Raw genomic sequence first — 18,660 nt, forward strand, 5'->3', positions numbered from 1 at the left:
GCCTCCCGCCGAACCTCTTCGCCGTGCCCGGCGTCATGAGGTTCATGAGCAGATTCCGGTACGGTCCGCGCCTGGCGGCTCCCCTGGTGGGCCTGGCGCTGTTGGTGTCCGCCTGCGGGGGCGGCGCCGACACGCAGAGCGCGTCCTACGGCGGCGCGGCAACCGCCGCGAGCGCACGGGCGGCCCTGCCCGAGACGGCCCCGCAGGACGCCTCGGGCAGGGACGCCGTTTCCGAGAGCAAGTCCCAGCGGACCGCCCAGGTGAAGGTGGCCCCCCAGGGCGACTCCCAGAAGACCGCCCAGGTGAAGGTGGTCCCCCAGGACCGGGCCATCATCTACACGGCGGAGATGACGGTGAGGGCCAAGGACGTCACCGCCGCGGCCGACAGGGCCCGGCAGATCGTCACCACCGCGGGCGGCTACCTGGCCATGGAGAGGTCGAACGCCCGCTCCGGCGGCAAGGGCTCCGCGACGCTGGTCTTCAAGATCCCGCCGGGGAACTATCCCGGCACGCTCGACCTCCTGGGCAGGGACCTGGGCACCCGCGAGTCGCTGCAGCAGAACACCGAGGACGTCACCGAGCAGGTGGCCGACGTGGAGAGCCGGCTGAAGTCGGCCAAGGCCGCGCTCGACTCGCTGCGCACGCTGCTGAAGCGGGCCAACACCATCGGCGAGGTGCTCGACGTGGAGCGGGAGGTCTCCAACCGCGAGAGCGAGCTGGAGTCCCTGCAGGCCAGGCAGAAGACCCTCGCCTCGCAGACGAGCGTGGCGACGCTGACGCTGAACCTGATCGGCCCGACGAGGGTGATCCAGGAGGAGGACGACGAACCGTCCGGCTTCCTCGGCGGCCTGCGGACGGGGTGGAAGGCCTTCGTCACCGCCGTCAAGATCGGCCTGACGCTCCTGGGCGTGCTGCTCCCCTGGCTGGTCCTGATCGGCCTGCTCTGGCTCGCGGTGGCCTTCGTACTCCGCCTGCGCCGCGGAGGGCGGGGCGACAGGCCGCTCGCCCCCGCTCCCGCGGACCCCGAGCCGGACGACGACGAGGATGACGACACGGACGACGACGCGGGCGAGGGGCCCGCCCCCATGAGCTCGGGGAGGAGCGGCGCCCCCGGGTGAACGCCCCGGGTGCGCGGGCCGGTCAGTGAGCCGAGGCCTCGTGGACGAAGTCGGTGAGGCGGGCCAGCTGGTCGGGATCGGTGCCGGGCAGCACTCCGTGACCCAGGTTGAACACGTGCCCCTCGGTCCCGGCCGCGCGGGCGAGGATCTCGCCCGCGCGGCGCTCGACGACCTCCCACGGGGCGAGCAGGATCGCCGGATCCAGGTTGCCCTGCAGCGCCTTGCCCGGACCGACCCGCGAGGCGGCCTCGTCGAGCGGGACCCGCCAGTCGACGCCCACGACGTCGGCCCCCGCCTGGCCGAGCAGGCCGAGCAGCTCGCCGGTGCCGACACCGAAGTGGATGCGCGGGGCGTCCAGACCGGCCAGGCCCTCGAAGATCCGGCTGGTGTAGGGGAGGACGAACTCGCGGTAGTCGTCGCGCGACACCGCACCGACCCAGGAGTCGAAGAGCTGGACGGCGGAGGCCCCGGCGGCGAGCTGCACGCGCAGGAAGCCCAGGGTGATCTCGGTCAGCCGGTCCATGAGGGCGTGCCACAGCTCGGGCTCGCCGTACATCATGGCCTTGGTGTGGTCGTGGTTCTTGGAGGGGCCGCCCTCGATGAGGTAGGACGCCAGCGTGAACGGCGCTCCCGCGAAACCGATGAGGGGGGTCGCGCCCAGCTCCTTCGTCAGCGCCTGGACGGCCTCGGTGACGTAGGAGACGTCGTCCGGCTCGATCGGGCGCAGCGTCCTGACCGCCTCGGCGTCCCTGATCGGCGTGGCCACCACCGGTCCGACGCCGGGTTTGATGTCGAGGTCGACGCCGATCGCCTTGAGCGGGACGACGATGTCGCTGAAGAGGATGGCCGCGTCCACGCCGTAGCGGCGGACCGGCTGCATCGTGACCTCCACGACCAGCTCGGGGGTGGCGCAGGCCGTGAGCATCGGCACCCCCTCGCGGAGCGCCCGGTATTCGGGCAGCGAGCGACCGGCCTGGCGCATGAACCACACCGGCGTGTGGGAGACGGGCCGGCGGCGGCAGGCGCGCAGGAAAGCGGAGTCGGCGAGCTCGGAAGTCACCCCACCAGGGTGCCATGTCGGCGGACCGGTCGGTTCACCACGGCCGACGGCCGAGAAGATCGATACGAAATCACCAGCTATTCAATGAGATGACACGTCACACCACCCAGACACTTCCAAGTGATGATAATGATCGTGTCTTACCGGTTTTGAGAGCTTCGTCCGCTGAAATCCGATGTTGGCACGCGGCAGGTGACATCACGCGGAGCGAAGCGATCATGTTTCCGGGTACAGTTCCTCCCATCGGCGATCCTGGCCCGGCCCCCGGCTGGTCCAAATGTTCGCCAAGTCACCGCGCGGCATCGATTCCCGCACCACTTTGGGGACACGCCGAGCACGCTGCGCGGAAATGTCGGCGCGACGTGCCAACGTCGGACCACGACCCGACGAAAGGCCCGTGCGATGTCCACCATGTGGAGTTCACCCGAACGTCGCGGTGAGCACCGTGCCTCCTGCGCCCGCGGGCGGGTCCCCGAACGACGATCCCACCCCGGCGGTCACGGCCGGGGCGAGCACCCGGAACGGGCCGGTGCCGGACGGGTCCGCGCCGGGCACGGTCACGCGCCCCTCCTGGGAGTGCCCATCGGCGGGGTCGCCTCCGCCCTCCGCAGGCCGCCGGCAGCGGCTTGATCGGTTCCAATGGCTCCTACACACACCCCAGTGGTCCCCATGCGATCAGTTTCGACCTACGCTTCCGATATGACCGTCGGTGACGCGCCGCCCGCTCCCGCCGCCTTCAGGCGCGCGGTGGCGAGCATGCACCCCGCGGAGGTCAGGCCCGAGATCGAGCTGGAGGACATCCCGGCCCCGCAGCGCCTGGCCCCCTACTCGGCCGCGATCGGCGCGTCGGTGTACCGCGACGACGACGAGCTCGCGGTCGGCCGCCTCATCGTGCTCTTCGATCCCGACGGCCAGCGCGGCTGGGACGGCCAGTTCCGGCTCGTCGCCTACGTGCGGGCCGACATGGAGCCGGAGATCACCGAAGACCCGCTGCTCGGCCCCGTCGCGTGGAGCTGGCTCACCGAGTCGCTCGACGCGCACGACGCCGGCTACGCCGCCGCCGGAGGCACCGTCACCCGGGCGGTCTCCGAGGGTTTCGGCAACAAGGCCGAGGATCCGGTGACCACCGAGCTGGAGCTGCGCGCGTCCTGGTCGCCGCTGCAGGAGGACCTCTCCGGCCATGTCGCCGCCTGGTGCGACCTGATGTGCCTCGCCGCGGGCATACCACCCCTGCCACCCGACGTGGCGGCGCTGCCGCCGCGCCGTCGCGAAGATCCGGAGCCCTTCAGAACGTGACCGATGAGACGACCGTAGTCCCGTTGCTGGAACCTCGCGAGGGAATCCCACCCGTCGTCGAGGACCCGGCCGCTCTCGCGCGCGTGGTGCGCGCCTTCGCCGAGGGCACCGGCCCCGTCGCCGTCGACGCCGAGCGCGCCTCCGGCTACCGCTACAGCGGCCGCGCCTACCTGGTCCAGCTGCGCCGCGCCGGCGCGGGCAGCGCCCTGATCGACCCCATACGCTGCCCCGACCTGTCGGAGCTCGACGCGGCACTGGCCGGCGCGGAGGTGGTGCTGCACGCGGCCTCCCAGGACCTGCCGTGCCTGGCGGAGGTGGGCTTCCACCCGCGTGAGCTGTTCGACACCGAGCTGGCCGGCCGGCTTCTCGGCTACGAGCGGGTCGGGCTCGGCCTGATGGTGGAGAACGTCCTCGGATTCAGGCTGGAGAAGGGCCACTCGGCCGCCGACTGGTCCACCCGCCCCCTGCCGGAGGACTGGCTGCGCTACGCCGCGCTCGACGTCGAGGTCCTGATCGAGCTCCGCGACATCCTGTACGAGGAGCTGGCCTCCAGCGGCAAGCTGGCGTGGGCGCGGGAGGAGTTCGCCGCCGTACTCGCGCACAAGACCCCCGCCCCGCGCTCCGACCCGTGGCGGCGCACCTCGGGAATCCACAAGGTCCGCTCGCTGCGCGGGCTGGCGGTGGTACGGGAGCTGTGGACGCTCCGCGACGGGCTCGCCCGCGAGTCCGACGTCGCCCCCGGCCGGGTCCTGCCCGACTCGGCGATCGTCACGGCCGCCCTGGAGCTGCCCCGCACCACCAAGGCGCTCACCGACATCCCCCCGTTCACCGGCCGCAGCGCGCGGCGGCACCTGCGCGACTGGCTGGCCGCGATCGGCAACGCCCGCTCGCTGCCCGACTCTGAGCTGCCGCAGCCCAGCACCCCCGGCGACGGGCCGCCACCGGCCAACCGGTGGATGGACCGCGACCCGGTGGCCGCCCGCCGGCTCGCCGCAGCCAGGGCCGCGGTGGCCGCGCTCGCCGACGAGCACCACATGCCCGCGGAGAACCTGATCCAGCCCGACGCGGTACGCCGCCTGACCTGGGAGCCACCCCCGGTCATCGACGACGAGACCGTGATCGCCCGGCTGCGCGAGCTGGGCGCCAGGGAGTGGCAGATCGGGCTGACCGCCCACCCGATCGCCAAGGCCCTGCTCCGCCTGGAGATCAAGGGCCAGGTGTGAGGCCCTCGCCCTTTACAAAGTAGATCATTGCTCGTTCCACCCCGAGGCCAGGCTGGGCGCGTCCGCCCGGCCTGGGCCTCCGGATTCCGGAACGTTCCAGATCGCCTCAGTTCCGGCAGGTCGCCGAGAGTGCCCGGGGCAGGGATCGCTCCGCCTCGTCGTCCTCGTCCCCGGCATACTCCGGCCGCACGTAGGGGATGGCGCACCACACCGTCCGGCCCAGTCCACGGCCGTGCTCGCGGGTCCCCCAGCGCCCGCCGGAGAGCCGGTCGACGATGAGCAGGCCGCGACCGCGCCTGGCTCCGGGAGGCTGGTCCAGCGGGATGTGCGGCGCACGGGAGGCGGAGCCGGGATCGGATACCTCGACGTGGACGGAGTCGAGGGTGGCGGTCAGGGTCAGGCCGATCAGGTCGCCCACCAGGCCGCGGTCGGCGTGCTCCACGGCGTTCGCCAGCAGCTCCGAGACCGCCTGGACGACATCCGGCAGGAGGACGTGGTCCAGGCCGAGGGCCTCGCGCGTCTCTCGGCGCGCCCGCCCGACCGATTCGTAGGCACTGTCCAGAAATACCTCCGTGAGCTTTCCCGTCTCCATACCCGAAGCCCTCCACCTGGATTTCACGAATCGCCGTCTTCACGTCCGTCCCCGCGGGGAATCCCTCCGAAGGACGACTACCCTTCGTGTCCGGCTCGACACGCGCCGGGCGCGCGCTTCCGGGCGCTTTCCGCGCGACCGCGAAAGGACCCGTGACATTCGCCCGTACCGTCTCGGTACCGGCCCTTTCGCGGGGAACGCAATTCGGTGTGGAGTTCGGCGGGCATGCGGTGTCGCCGAATGTCATGAAACCAATGCGATCACCCCCTGACGGCGTCGCGCCTCCCGAGGGCGGACACCCGGCGCCACCGCCCCCGGACGGCACGTGATGACGGCGGGCAGCGGGCAGCGGGCAGCGGGCAGCGGGCAGCGGGCAGCGGGCAGCGGGCAGCGGGCAGCGGGCAGCGGGCAGCGGGCAGCGGGCAGCGGGCAGCGGGCAGCGGGGATGATAGGCGGGGCGGGGCCGGAGCCGTCACGCTCCGGGGGGCGACTCCCCCGAACCCCGGGCGATGAGCTCCACCGGCACCGTCACGCGGCGGACCGGACGACCGGGGTCGGCGATGCGGGCCAGGAGCATGTCGATCGCGGTGCCGCCGATCGTCGCGGCGTCCTGGGCGACCACGGTCAGGTCGGGGCGCAGGCTGGTGGCGAGCTCGGAGTCGTCGAACCCGACGACGGCGACGCGCTCGGAGCCGCCCCGGAGGCAGCGCAGCACCTCGACGCTGGTGGTGGCGTTCCCCGTGACGACGGCGGTCGCCGGGGACGGCCCCGACAGGACCGCGTGGACCGCCGCGGCGATCCGGCCCGGCTCGATCCTGCCGGGGTGGACCATCCCCTCGGCGGGGGCGCCGTGCGCCGCGAGGCAGCCACGGAAGGCGGCGGCCCGCTCGTGGCCGGTGAAGATGCGCTCGTCGTCGCCGATGTAGGCGACGCGCTCGTGGCCGTGGCGGACGAGGTGCTCGAAGGCGAGCTCGATGCCCGCGACGTTGTCGGAGATCACGCAGTCGACGTCGAGACCGTGGACGGGCCGGTCGACGGCGACGAGCGACAGGCCCGCGTCCAGCTCGGGGATCAGGTAGTCGTGCCCGCTCCCTATGGGTTCGAGGATGATCCCGTCGAAGCGGCGCCGGCACATCGACATCACGACGTCGCGCTCCAGCTGCTCGTCGTCCTCGGTCGAGGCGGCGAGCACCATGAGCTTGGCCGCGCGCGCCGCGCGCTCCAGCGCCTGGAGCACGGGGTTGACGTGCGAGAGCTGCCTGACGGCCGCCCCCAGGGTGCCGGTGACCCCCAGGCGCAGCTGGCGGGCCCGCTCGTCCGGCTGGTACTCCAGGCTCGCGATGGCGGCGTGGACCCTGGTGGCCAGATCGGGCCCCACCGTGGGGTCCTGGTTGACGACGCGGGAGACGGTGCGCAGCGCCACCCCCGCCTCTCGCGCCACATCGACCATCGTCGGCCGGCGACCGCGGCGCTTGCCGTTCACAGTGACCTCCATCCCCTCCGTGCCATCAGTGCCATCGGCGCCCCCGGCAGTCCCTTCACGGACTCTTCCGCGCCCCGACGAGCCTGCCACGAGTCTCCACCGGCTCCCATCATCGGGAGGATCGGCCCGATCGGCCACCCTCGCGTTCATCCGCCCGACGTGACTAACTCGTTGCGAAGTCACCTCTTGAAACCTGGCGGTAACACCCTACCCTTCGAGATAACGTTATCTCGCCTCCGCTTCATAGACTCGAAGCCGGAGCAAGGAGGGCTGCGCTTTGCGTAGATCAATAGCAGTTGGCCTGGTCACACTACTCACTGTGAGCGGGTGTGGCATGGGTGCCGAGGCGGAGAAGCCCGCCGCCGGTGGTGGAAACGTCACGCTGAGTTTCCTGGTGTTCGAGACGCCGAACCTCGACGCGGCGTTCTGGGACGCGGCGATCGCGCGGGCGTCCGCGAAGGTCCCCGGCGTGACCATCAAGAAGCTCGTGACGCCGAACGTGGACCGGACCGGCTACGCCAAGCAGCTGGACGCCTCGGGGAACCTCCCGGACATCCTCCAGTCGGTCAACCCGGCCGGGTTCGCGCAGGCGGGCAAGTTCGCGGCCTTCACCGCCGACGAGCTCAAGAACTTCGTCGCGCCGACCGCGGGCGCCGTCGCGGGCAAGATCTACCAGTTGCCGTACAACACGCAGGTCATCCCGGTGGTCTACTACAACAAGACCCAGTTCGCCGAGGCGGGCATCACCGAGACGCCGACGACGTACCAGCAGCTGCTGGACATCTCCGCCAAGCTGAAGGCCAAGAAGATCACCCCGTTCGTGGTCGGCGGCGGCGGCGCGGACACCTGGGCGGACATGTACCCGCTGACCGGCACCGTCGCCACGGACGTCTACAAGAAGACCCCCGACTGGCTGACGCAGCGGGCCGCCGGCTCGGTGAAGTTCACCGACCCCACCTTCACCTCGGCCGCCCAGAAGATCGCCGACCTGGCGAAGAAGGGCTACATCGACCCGGCGGGCCTGAGCCGCTCGTACGCCGACACCGAGCAGGCCTTCCGCGACGGCAAGGGCGCCATGTACCCCATGGGCTCCTGGTTCGCGACCTCGGCCGACAACAAGAAGCCCGACTTCGAGATCGGCGCCTTCCCTTGGCCCTCCGACGACGGTTCCCTGGTCGTGCCGACCTTCACCGGCGGCGGCACCTCCGTCAGCGCCACCGCGGCCAACGTCGACCTGGCCAAGAAGTGGGCGCTCGCCTTCGACGAGGACCAGCAGAACAACGACGCGTTCGTCAAGGCCGACGGCTCGATCCCGGCGATCAAGGGCTACAAGCCCCCGGCGGACATGGGCCCGGTCTACAAGGCGACCGTCGAGATCTACGAGCGGGGCATGGCGGAGAACGCCATCGTCAACGCCTTCTCCCAGGAGACCGGCGACGGCTCGCTGCCCCCCGGCCTGGCCGACAAGACCGCCGTCGCGGTCCAGGACCTGATCACCGGCAAGAAGCCGACCTCCGAGTTCACGGCCTACCTGGACGACCAGTGGGCGAAGGCGACGCAGTAGCGCCATGGCAGACACGCGACACGGGGTGCGCGGCGGGGATCCTCCCGCGGCGCACCGCCCGCCCTCCCCGAACGGCCTGACCCTCGCGGCCGCCCCCGCCCGCCGCCGGCCGCCGCGCGGCCGACGGCTGGTGAGCGGCCGGATCACCACCTTCGCCCTGTTCGCCCTTCCCGGGCTGCTGGCGTACCTGCTGTTCGTCCTGGTGCCGATCGGCATGACGGCGTACTACAGCCTGACCAACCGCAACCCGTTCAACCCGCCGACCAAGTGGGTGGGGCTGCGCAACTACACCGAGCTGCTGGGCGACGCCGAGTTCCTCAAGGCGCTGGCGAACACCGTCGTGGTGACCGTCATCGTGATGGTGCTGGCCAACGTGGGCGGCCTGCTGATCGCGCAGCTGCTCGACCGGCCCACCCGGCTCTACGTCGCGCTGCGCGGGGTGTTCTTCACCCCCGTGGTGCTGAGCTCGGTGGTGGTCAGCGTCATCTGGCAGGTCGTTCTCACCGACGACGGCCTGCTCAACTCCGCGCTGCGCGGCCTGGGCGTCGAGGATCCGCCCGGCTGGCTGTCCGACCCGGGCATCGCGCTCTACACGATCGCGTGGGTCATCACCTGGCAGATGCTCGGCTTCTGCGTGGTGGTCTACCTCGCCGGCCTGCAGGGCGTGCCGCGCGAGCTGCAGGAGGCGGCGGCCATCGACGGGTGCGGTCCGCTGGCCCGGTTCCGCAACGTCACCTGGCCGATGCTCGCCCCGGCGCTCACCATCAACACGGTGATGCTGCTGATCACCGGGTTCAAGGCGTACGACCAGATCCAGGTCATCACCAACGGCGGGCCGGGAACGGGGACCACGACCACCATGGCCTTCCAGGTGGTGCAGACCTCCTTCAACGGCAACCGCGTCGGCTACGGCTCGGCGATGGCCGCGGTGATGCTCGTGCTGGTCGCGTGCGTCTCGGTGCTCGTGCTCCGCGTGCTGCAACGACGTGAGGTGACCCAGTGAACGACGGCCGTGTCCCCTGGCTGCGCCCGGTGGTCGCCCTGTTCGTCAGCGCGGTGTTCTTCATGCCGCTCTACCTGGTGCTGGTCAACGTCTTCAAGCACGGCGCGGACATCGTGCCCGACCCGGCGGGCCTGCCGTCGCCGCCGACCATGGACAACATCGCCGCCGTCCTGTCGCGCTCGGACAACCTGTTCGTGTACGGCCTGGTCAACAGCGTCGCGGTGACGGCGATCTCGATCACCATCCTGACGGTGCTGTCGGCGATGCTCGGCCACTACATCGCCCGCTCCAGGAACCTGCTGGCCAAGGTGGTGATGGTCACGCTGCTGTGCGGCCTGCTCATCCCCTCGCCGGTCATCCTCGCCCCGATCACCATGGTGCTGCGGACGCTGGGCCTGATGAGCACGGCGCCGGGGCTGATCCTGGTCAACCTCGGCTACTACGTGCCATTCGGGGTGCTGCTCTTCATGGGGTTCGTCAAGTCGGTCCCCCTGGAGCTGGAGGAGGCCGCCAGGCTCGACGGCGCGAGCACCTTCCGCACCTTCTGGCAGGTGGTCTTCCCGCTGCTGCGCCCGGCCTCGGCCAGTGTCCTGATCTTCCTCGGCGTGTGGATCTGGAACGACTTCCTCACCCCGCTGATCGTCCTGGGACCGGACAGCGGCACCACCGTCACGGTCGGCGTCTACCGGGCGATCGGCGAGCATCAGTCGGACTTCGGTTCGGTCTTCGCCTTCATGTTCCTCGCCACGCTGCCGATCCTCGTCTTCTACCTGGCCCTGCAGAGCAGCTTCGTCAAGGGCCTCACCGGCGGGGCGATCAAGGGCTGAGGGACCACTCCCCCGGCACCGCCGCCCCTCCTCACACCTCGTACCCGCACACCGGAAACCTCCCGGCCCTCCCCCTCCCGACCATGCAAAGGCTCTGAATGTTGACGATCGGCTCCGTGGAGTCCACCGAGCTCTTCACCGGCCCGGAAGACGATCCGTGCCAGATCCTGCGTGTCCACACGGCCGGGGCCGACCCGTCCGAGCGGCTGGAGGTGACGGTCACCGGAGGGGCGCGCGGCACGCTGACAACGCTGAAAACGCTGAAAACGCTGCCGACGCCGCCCTCGGCGGCGGGTTCCGGGGGCGCGGAGGTCCTGGAGGTGCCGGTGCGCACGGACGCGCCGGCCGGCACGCGGGTCGAGGTCACGGTGGAGGTGGCGGCGGGAGGCGAGAGGGCGGTGGCGTCCGGCGCGCTGACCGTGGCGGAGCCCGGCTGGACCGTGTACATGGTGTCGCACTTCCACTACGACCCGGTGTGGTGGAACACCCAGGCCGGATACACCAGCGAGTGGGACGCCCTGCCCGGCGCCCAGACCGAGCGGATGAGCTTCCAGTTCACCGGCTTCCACCTGATCGACGCGCACCTGGAGCTGGCCCGGCGCGACCCGGACTACCGTTTCGTGCTCGCCGAGGTCGACTACCTCAAGCCGTACTGGGACACCTTCCCGGAGAACCGCCAGGTCGTCCGGAACCTGATCGCCGAGGGCCGCCTGGAGATCATGGGCGGCACCTACAACGAGCCGAACACCAACCTGACCGGCGCGGAGACCACGATCCGCAACGCCGTCTACGGCATGGGCTTCCAGCGCGACATCCTCGGCGGCGACCCCGCCACCGCCTGGCAGCTCGACGCGTTCGGGCACGACCCGCAGTTCCCCGGCCTGATGGCCGACGCCGGGCTGACGTCGAGCTCCTGGGCGCGCGGCCCCTTCCACCAGTGGGGGCCCAGCCTGACCATGGGCACGTACGACACCCCGCAGGCGGAGCCCGCGGGCATGCAGTTCCGCAGCGAGTTCGAGTGGATCTCGCCGAGCGGCCGTGGCCTGCTCACCAGCTACATGGCCTCCCACTACAGCGCCGGATGGTCGATGGACTCCGCGGAGACCCTCCCGGACGCCGAGGAGTCGGTCTACCGGCTGTTCCTGCGGATGAAGACGGTGGCCGCCACGCGCAACGTCCTGCTGCCCGTCGGCACCGACTACAGCCCGCCGAACAAGTGGGTCACCGCGATCCACCGCGACTGGAACGCCCGCTACACCTGGCCCAGGTTCGTGAGCGCGCTGCCCCGCGACTTCTTCTCCGCGGTCACCGCGGAGCTGGCGGCCACCGGCAGGCGGCTGTCGCCGCAGACGCGCGACATGAACCCGATCTATACCGGCAAGGACGTCTCCTACATCGACACCAAGCTCGCGCAGCGGGCCGCGGAGAACCTGCTGCTCGACGCGGAGAAGTTCGCGACGCTGGCCTGCCTGGCGGGGGACGCCGCCTACCCCGAGGCCGCGCTGGACAAGGCCTGGCGCCAGCTCGTCTACGGCGCGCACCACGACGCGATCACCGGGACCGAGTCCGACCAGGTCTACCTCGACCTGCTGGCCGGCTGGCGCGAGGCGTTCGACCTGTCGCTGACCGTCCACGACGCCGCGCTGCGGCACCTGTCGGCCCGCGTCGACACCCGGGGCGAGGGCCGCGCCGTCACGGTGTTCAACGCCCTGGCCTGGACGCGTACCGACGTGGTCCGCGTCACCGTGCCCGCGCCGTTCCACGGCGTCGTCGACGACGCGGGCGAGGCCGTGCCCTCGGTCGTCGAGCACCTCGGGGAGGGCACCGCCGAGGTGGCGTTCGTCGCCGCCGGGGTGCCCTCGGTCGGCTACCGCACCTACCGGCTGGTCACCGGGCCCGCCGGGATCACCGACGCCGACGAGCCCCGGGGGTGGCGACCGGTCGACACGCTCACCATCGCCAACGAGTACCACCGGCTCACCGTCGACCCGGAGCGCGGCGGTGCCGTACGGAGCCTGGTCGACCTGGCCGCCGGGCGCGAGCTGCTCACCCCGGGCGGGCTGGGCAACGAGATCGTGGTGTACGACGAGTACTCCGAGCACCCGACCTTCCGCGAAGGCCCCTGGCACCTGCTGCCCAACGGCACGTCCGTCGGCTCCGCCTCGGCCCCCGCGCACGCGGTCGTCGCCGAGGAGTCACCGGCCGGGCGGCGCGTCACGGTCACCGGGGCGGTCGGGCCGCTCACCTACACCCAGGTCGTCACGCTGTGGCACGGGATCGACCGGGTGGACTGCGTGACCCACGTCGACACCTTCGACGGCGACGACAAGCTGGTGCGGCTGCGCTGGCCGTGCGCCGTCGCCGGGGCGCTCCCCGTCTCCGAGGTGGGGCACGCCGTCGTCGGCCGCCCGTTCGCCCACCCCGACGTCGACACCGCCCGGCACCCGTGGACCCTCGACAACCCGGCCTACCAGTGGTTCGGGCTGAGCTCGGCGGCCAGGGTCGCGCTGCGCGACGTCGACGGGGTCTCCGCGGGGCTGCGCGCCATCGGGATCGCCGAGATCGTGGTCCCCGAGGAGGACGACACCGCCGGGCTCGGGCGGGCCCTGGCCGTCGGTCTCGCACAGTCGGGGGTGACCTCGACCTGCTCGTACGCGGACGGGAACCGGTACGGCCTGCTGGCGTTCGACTCGAACCTGCCGGACGTGCGGATAGCCGTCGGCGGCCCGGAGGAGAACGCGTTCACCGCGGCCGTCCTGGAGGCCGCCGGCGACCGCTACCGCGAGGAGTTCGACCGGCAGCTCGCGACCGGCGGGCGGGCGCTGCTGTGGATCCCGGCGGGCCGCGGCCCTGCCGAGCTGTTCCGGCCCGACGCCGACCTGCGGGCCCCCGCGGACCTGCCGGTGCTCGTCATCGCGGCGCACGACGTCGAGGAGGCGCTGGCCGGGGTCGTCGCGGATCTGGCCGACTCCCAGATCGAGGTGACGCAGCCGCGCGAGCTGTCGGGAGAGGGCTTCCTCGACAACCACACCGTGGCCGTGCTGAACCGGGGGGTGCCCGGCTTCGCCGTCGACACCGAGGGGCGGATGCACCTGTCGCTCATGCGCTCGTGCACCGGCTGGCCCTCCGGGGTCTGGATCGACCCGCCGAGGCGCACGGCGCCCGACGGCAGCGGGTTCCAGCTCCAGCACTGGAGCCACTCCTTCGACTACGCGCTGGCCGGCGGCCGGGGCGACTGGCGCGACACGGGCCTGGTGGCCAGGGCGCACGACTTCAACCACCCGCTCCGGGCCGTCGTCGAGGACGCGCACCCCGGCACCCTGCCCGCCTCCGCGTCGCTGCTCTCGGTCGAGCCCCAGGGCGCGGCCGTCCTCGCCGCGTTCAAGGCGGGCGGCAACCCGACCGCGCACGGCAGCGGGCGCGCCGCCGACCCCCGCCGGGGCGTCAGCGCGCGGCTGTACGAGCCGCACGGCCGCCACACCGCCCTGCGCCTGAGATCGCACGTCCCGTTCGTCCAGGCGGCCGTCGCCGACATGCTGGAGGTCGAGAGCAGCGCGGCCAAGACGCTGGACGGCGTCCTGCACGGGGAACTCGGTCCCAGCGGCGTCACGACGTACGCCCTGCAGCCGCAGGTCCCCGATCCGGCCTCCGCGTCACACCTGGTCTCTCCGGGGGTCTCCACGGAGGCTTCCGCGGACCTGGCCTCCGCGCTCCGGACACGGGCCGCGGACCTGGGCGCGCCCGGCGGGGCGCTGGGCCCCTCGGCCGAGGCCGCGCAGCCGGTCTTCTCCCGCTACTGGCTGCACAACAGGGGGTCGGCGCCGCTGGGCTACCAGCCGATGAGCGTCAGCCTGCGGCCGTCCGGCGACCCGGGGGCCGGTTCCCGGCTGCGCGTGACCCTCGCCTCCGACCTCGTCGACGCCGACGCCGAGGGCCACCTCAGGATCGCGGCCCCACCCGGCTGGGACGCCGACCCCGGCGACCGGCCGGTGCTGCTGGGTCCCGGCGGCTGGACCTCCTTCGAGGTGGACGTCACCCCCGCCCCGGACGCCGGTGAGGGGCCGCACGTGATCGCCGCGCAGCTCACCCACGGCGGCCAGGTCCACGAGGACGTCCTCTTCGTGGACGGCCACGGCCGACCGGCGCCGGGCGGGCAGGCCGGGCTGCTGGAGGTCGAGCCGGCCGGGGAGGGACTGACCCTCGCGCCGGGACAGAGCGGGCGGCTCACCGCCGTGCTGCGCAACCACGCCGGTTTCGACATCAGGGGCGAGGTCCAGGTGATCAGCCCGTGGGGGACGTGGGACGCGGTGCGAACGGCGGCCCATCCCCTCGCGGTCGCGGCGGGCGGCGGCGCGGAACTCCACATCGACGTGGCCGTGCCGCCGGGCGCCAGGCCGGGGTCGTGGTGGGTGCTGCTCAAGTGCATGTGGTTCGGCAGGCTCTCGTACTCCCCGGCGGTGCCACTGCTCGTACGGGAGGACGGATGACCGCCGCGCACGTCCACCGGACGCCCGTGACCGCCCACGCCGGAGATAGGCCCGTGACCGCCGCGCACGCCCACGAGACGCACGAGACCGGCGCCCGCACCGGAGAGACGTCCACGACCGGCGCGCACACCCACCAGGCGCACGAGACGCCCGTGACCGCCCACGCCGGAGATAGGCCCGTGACCGCCGCGCACGCCCACGAGACGCCCGCGGTCGCCGCCTGGGTCGGGGAGACGCCCGTGACGGTGGCGCGGGTCGAGGAGCGCGTCCGGCTGCTGCGGGCGGGGCCGCGCGGCCCCCTGCTGCCCGCCGACGGCACGACCGAGGGCCGCCAGCTGCGCCGCTGGGCCGTCCAGCTGCTCGTCACCGAGCAGGTCGTCGCCGACGAGGCGGCGCGGCGCGGCCTGACGGCGACCTGCGATCCCCCGGAGCCCCCGCTGGAGCTGGACGCCACCGCGCGGCTGGAGCTCGGAAGCGTGCTGGCCGCCGTCCTGGCGGCCAGTCCGCTCGCGCAGGCCCTCTACCGGGAGATGACCGCCGGCGTCACCGTCGGCGACCACGAGGTGGCCGCCTACTACGCCGCCAACCAGGACAGGTACCGGGGCCGTCCCGCCCGCATGGTGACCCACCACTACGACGACCGGCCGGTCAACGGCGGCCGCCGCTACCTGGTGCGCCAGGGTGAGTTCGCCGAGGCGATCGACAGGGCGCTGTTCGCGGCGCCCGAGGACGCCGTCGTGGGCCCGATCGAGCGCCACACCTTCGTCACGGGCCCGCTCCAGGCGGGGACCGTCACGCTCCAGCGGGCCGCCCCGCGGATCAGGGCCGACCTGCTGGAGGCCGGGCGCCGCCGGAGCTTCGCGCTGTGGGCGGACGCGCGGTGCGCGAGGGCCGTCCTCCTGCCGGGCTTCGAGCATCCCGGCGACATCCGGCAACCCGACCACACCCACCGGCACTGACCCCCCCCCAAGCCCCCGAAGTCCCCCGAACCCCGGACAGGAGCCGCCACAGCCCCGTACACACCGCCACCGGCCCGGCGGCGATGAACCCCGGGAAACCCCAGAAATACCAAGAAAGCCCCCGCACTCCCACGAAAGGGACACCCCCCGTGAGCGGAACAAGGCAACCCCGTCTCAGACACCTCCTCGCCGCCGCGCTGGCCGCCGCGCTCGCGGCCACGCTCGTGACGGCCACCCCGGCCCAGGCCGCGACCCCCTCCCCCGCCCAGCAGTGGACCGAGGTCCAGCAGCTGCTCGCCGGCATCAAGGGCAGATGGACCAACCAGGCGTACACCGGCGCCGTGTCGAACACCGTGCCGAGCACCGCCCTGCTCGGCAACGGCGACGTCGGCGTCACCTCCGCCGGAGGTGACGGTTTCAAGACCTTCCACATCACCAAGGGGAACTTCTGGGCGGGCAACCCCAACCCCTCCCTGGTCTCCCTCGGCTCGGTCTCCATCTCCCCCAACGGCGGCACGGGCTCCTCGGGCAACCTCGCGCTGGGCGCCTCGGCGACGGCGTCGAGCTCCCACCCGAGCTTCCCGCCGAGCCGGGCCGTCAACGGCGGGTGGGGCTCCGGGTACGAGGGCTGGGTCTCCGAGGTCGGCAAGCCCCAGACGATCACCCTCGACCTGGGATCCGCCAAGACCTTCACCCGCTACGTCGTCAGGCACGACTCCGCCGCCCGGCCCGCCGAGACAGCCAACAACACCAGGAACTTCACCGTCTCGGTCAGCTCCGACAACAGCACCTGGTCCACCGTGGACACGGTGACCGGCAACACCGGCGGGGTGAGCGACCGGACGATCGCCTCGGTCAGCGCCCGCTACGTGCGGCTGAACATCACCGAGCCGACCCAGGGCACGACACCGGACTCCACCGCCAACCCCCGCGCCCGCATCGGCCAGATCGAGCTCTACGGGGCCGGAGGGCCCACCCAGCCGTCCGGGCCGTTCCTCGAGGAGCAGAACATCCTCAAGGGCGAGGTCGACACCACGATGACCATCGACGGCGTGCCGGTGGCCATGAAGACCTGGACCGGCGCCAACGACAACCTCGTGGTCACCCAGATCCAGTCGCTCGGCTCCTCCACGGTGCGGCTGAAGGCGCAGACCTCCGCCGGATCGCCCGCCCCCAGGACGGGCTTCACCAACACGGCGGGCGTCTCGGGCAGCACGACGTGGGCGACGCGCCAGACCCCCTCGGGGTCGAAGTGGGTCTCCCGGGCCTCCCTCGCCACCCGGCTGATCGGCGCGAACCCGGTGGGCAGCCCCACCGCCTCGGGCGCGGCGGCGACGACGGTCTTCGACCTGGCCCCCGGCCAGACCGTCCGCGTCGTGACGGCCGTCGCCGGCGGCGGCCAGAACCCGGCGGACCCGGCACCGGCCGCCCGCGCGCTGGTGGACGGCCAGAGCGGCGGAACGCTCGACACGCTCTACAACGCGCACGTCGAGTGGTGGAAGCAGTACTGGCTCAAGTCGTACGTCGACCTCAACGACGACGTGCTGGAGAGGTTCTACTACGGGTCGCTGTACCTGATCGGCTCCTCCAGCCGGGCGGGCAAGACGGCCCCCGGCCTCTACGGCGTCTGGGCCACCACCGACTCGCCCCAGTTCAGCGGTGACATGCACCTGAACTACAACTGGATGGCCAACTTCTACGGCGTCTACTCCAGCAACAGGACCGACCTCGCCCTGCCGTACTACGACCTGGTGCAGGCCTACCTGCCCGAGGCCAGGCGGCGGGCCCAGCAGGACCTGAGGCGGGTCAAGCCGGACTACATAGGCGCCCGCTTCCCCAGCGGCGGCGTGCCCAGCGGCGTGCTCTTCCCCGTCGGCATCGCGCCCTTCGGCGCCACCGCCGACGACAACTACCACCAGCAGGTGGTCAACTCGCTGTTCACCGTCTCGCAGTACATCGCCTACTACGACTACACCAGGGACCGGACCTTCCTGACGTCGAAGGCGTACCCCTTCATGAAGGAGGTCGCCGCCTTCTTCCAGCACTACCTGGAGTACGACGCCGGAGCGCAGCGCTACAACCTCTACGGCGGGCCGCACGAGGGCACCTGGGGACGCAACTCCAGCGCCGACCTCGGGCTGCTGCGGAACCTGCTGTCGACGCTGATCGAGGCGAGCACGGAGCTCAACGTCGACGCGGGCGACCGGGCCACCTGGACGAACATCCTGCAGCGCCTGGCGCCGATCCCGACCACGACCCACAACGGCAAGAAGGTCTACGCGCTGGCCGACCCGGGCACGCTCAGCGACGGCCGTGCCATCCGGCCGGGCGACAACACCGTCAACCTGGAGTTCGTCCACCCCGGCGAGGCCCTCGGGATCAACTCCCCGGCGGCCGACCGGCAGACCGCGATCGACACGCTCGACGCGATGAACTCCTGGGGCCAGGACAACAGCTTCCCCAAGGTGTTCACCCAGGCCGCGCGGGTGGGCTACCCGGCCCAGAGCCTGATCGACAGGCTGAAGAACCAGATCAGCACCAAGATGGACGCCAACCTGCTCATCCGGGACCCCAACCACGGGACCGAGAAGGGCGGGGCGATCGAGGCGGTCAACAACCTGATGCTGCAGAGTGACGGCGGCGTCATGCGGGTGTTCCCCGTCTGGCCGACGAACAGGAACGCGAGCTTCGTCAAGCTGCGGGAGAAGGACGCCCTGGTCGTCTCCAGCGCGTTCTCCGGCGGGCGCGTGACCTACGTCGACATCACCAGCGAGGCGGGCCGCCAGGTGCGCCTGCAGCACCCCTGGCCCGGCCAGACGATCGTGGTCAACCGGGTCGGCGGCGGCACGGTGGCCCACACCGTCAGCGGCAACGTGATCACCTTCCCGACCCAGGCGGGCGCGACGTACACCATCGCGGCCCCGTGACCCGCGCTTTCCCGGACCGTACGGCCTGACCGGTGTCACCGGCGGCCGGGGCGTGACGGGAGGTCGCGGAGGTTTCGCCCCCACCCCTGAGCCGGGGCGCGGAACCTGAGCCGGGATCGCT

General features: G+C 72.0%; 13 protein-coding genes. 9 read left to right on the plus strand and 4 right to left on the minus strand.

Features of this window, described 5'->3' with window-relative positions; genetic code table 11:
* Positions 1 to 44: 44 nt before the first annotated feature.
* Positions 45 to 1,118: a DUF4349 domain-containing protein gene (locus OG587_RS39435; protein ID WP_329083935.1), complete on the plus strand. Its 1,074-nt coding sequence runs from the start codon at positions 45 to 47 to the stop codon at positions 1,116 to 1,118.
* A 22-nt stretch (positions 1,119 to 1,140) separates the two neighbouring features.
* Here the strand turns inward: OG587_RS39435 and hemE are convergent, their stop codons facing one another.
* Together hemE and OG587_RS39445 are read right to left on the minus strand one after the other, a co-directional pair.
* Positions 1,141 to 2,178 carry a uroporphyrinogen decarboxylase gene (hemE, locus tag OG587_RS39440; protein ID WP_329083936.1) on the minus strand — a complete coding sequence of 346 codons (1,038 nt, stop codon included), beginning with the start codon at positions 2,176 to 2,178 and terminating at the stop codon, positions 1,141 to 1,143.
* Between the two features lie 420 nt (positions 2,179 to 2,598).
* Positions 2,599 to 2,739, minus strand: a complete 141-nt coding sequence (locus OG587_RS39445; protein ID WP_329083937.1) for a hypothetical protein — start codon at positions 2,737 to 2,739, stop codon at positions 2,599 to 2,601.
* Between the two features lie 138 nt (positions 2,740 to 2,877).
* Here OG587_RS39445 and OG587_RS39450 point away from each other — a divergent pair, with 138 nt between their 5' ends.
* Together OG587_RS39450 and OG587_RS39455 are read left to right on the plus strand one after the other, a co-directional pair.
* A complete protein-coding gene (locus OG587_RS39450; protein ID WP_329083938.1) occupies positions 2,878 to 3,474 on the plus strand; it encodes a DUF3000 domain-containing protein in 597 nt (198 codons plus the stop codon).
* Positions 3,471 to 4,697, plus strand: coding sequence for a ribonuclease D (locus tag OG587_RS39455; protein ID WP_329083939.1), 1,227 nt, complete (start codon positions 3,471 to 3,473; stop codon positions 4,695 to 4,697). Before OG587_RS39450 ends, OG587_RS39455 begins: the two co-directional genes overlap by 4 nt.
* Positions 4,698 to 4,803: 106 nt before the next feature.
* On the opposite strand, the gene OG587_RS39460 is transcribed toward OG587_RS39455, so the two are convergent.
* Positions 4,804 to 5,289, minus strand: coding sequence for an ATP-binding protein (locus tag OG587_RS39460; RefSeq protein WP_329083940.1), 486 nt, complete (start codon positions 5,287 to 5,289; stop codon positions 4,804 to 4,806).
* Positions 5,290 to 5,761: 472 nt separating this feature from the next.
* Positions 5,762 to 6,772 carry a LacI family DNA-binding transcriptional regulator gene (locus tag OG587_RS39465; protein ID WP_329083941.1) on the minus strand — a complete coding sequence of 337 codons (1,011 nt, stop codon included), beginning with the start codon at positions 6,770 to 6,772 and terminating at the stop codon, positions 5,762 to 5,764.
* A 319-nt stretch (positions 6,773 to 7,091) separates the two neighbouring features.
* Between OG587_RS39465 and OG587_RS39470 the strand changes: the two genes are divergently transcribed.
* The 6 genes from OG587_RS39470 to OG587_RS39495 all read left to right on the plus strand — a co-directional run bounded on the left by OG587_RS39470 (position 7,092) and on the right by OG587_RS39495 (position 18,539).
* Complete coding sequence (locus tag OG587_RS39470; protein WP_329083942.1) at positions 7,092 to 8,336, plus strand: ABC transporter substrate-binding protein; 1,245 nt, start codon at positions 7,092 to 7,094, stop codon at positions 8,334 to 8,336.
* A 4-nt stretch (positions 8,337 to 8,340) separates the two neighbouring features.
* Positions 8,341 to 9,339 carry a carbohydrate ABC transporter permease gene (locus OG587_RS39475; protein ID WP_329083943.1) on the plus strand — a complete coding sequence of 333 codons (999 nt, stop codon included), beginning with the start codon at positions 8,341 to 8,343 and terminating at the stop codon, positions 9,337 to 9,339.
* Complete coding sequence (locus OG587_RS39480; protein ID WP_329083944.1) at positions 9,336 to 10,166, plus strand: carbohydrate ABC transporter permease; 831 nt, start codon at positions 9,336 to 9,338, stop codon at positions 10,164 to 10,166. The genes OG587_RS39475 and OG587_RS39480 overlap by 4 nt, the downstream gene beginning before the upstream one ends.
* Positions 10,167 to 10,282: 116 nt before the next feature.
* Positions 10,283 to 14,653, plus strand: a complete 4,371-nt coding sequence (locus OG587_RS39485; protein ID WP_329083945.1) for a glycoside hydrolase family 38 C-terminal domain-containing protein — start codon at positions 10,283 to 10,285, stop codon at positions 14,651 to 14,653.
* Complete coding sequence (locus OG587_RS39490; RefSeq protein ID WP_329083946.1) at positions 14,650 to 15,612, plus strand: DUF7158 domain-containing protein; 963 nt, start codon at positions 14,650 to 14,652, stop codon at positions 15,610 to 15,612. The genes OG587_RS39485 and OG587_RS39490 overlap by 4 nt, the downstream gene beginning before the upstream one ends.
* A gap of 149 nt (positions 15,613 to 15,761) precedes the next feature.
* Positions 15,762 to 18,539 (plus strand): discoidin domain-containing protein, encoded by a 2,778-nt coding sequence (locus OG587_RS39495; RefSeq protein ID WP_329083947.1) that lies wholly within the window; start codon positions 15,762 to 15,764, stop codon positions 18,537 to 18,539.
* The last annotated feature ends 121 nt before the right edge of the window (positions 18,540 to 18,660 follow it).

This window comes from Streptosporangium sp. NBC_01469, assembly GCF_036227305.1.
In the GTDB taxonomy this organism is placed as follows: domain Bacteria; phylum Actinomycetota; class Actinomycetes; order Streptosporangiales; family Streptosporangiaceae; genus Streptosporangium.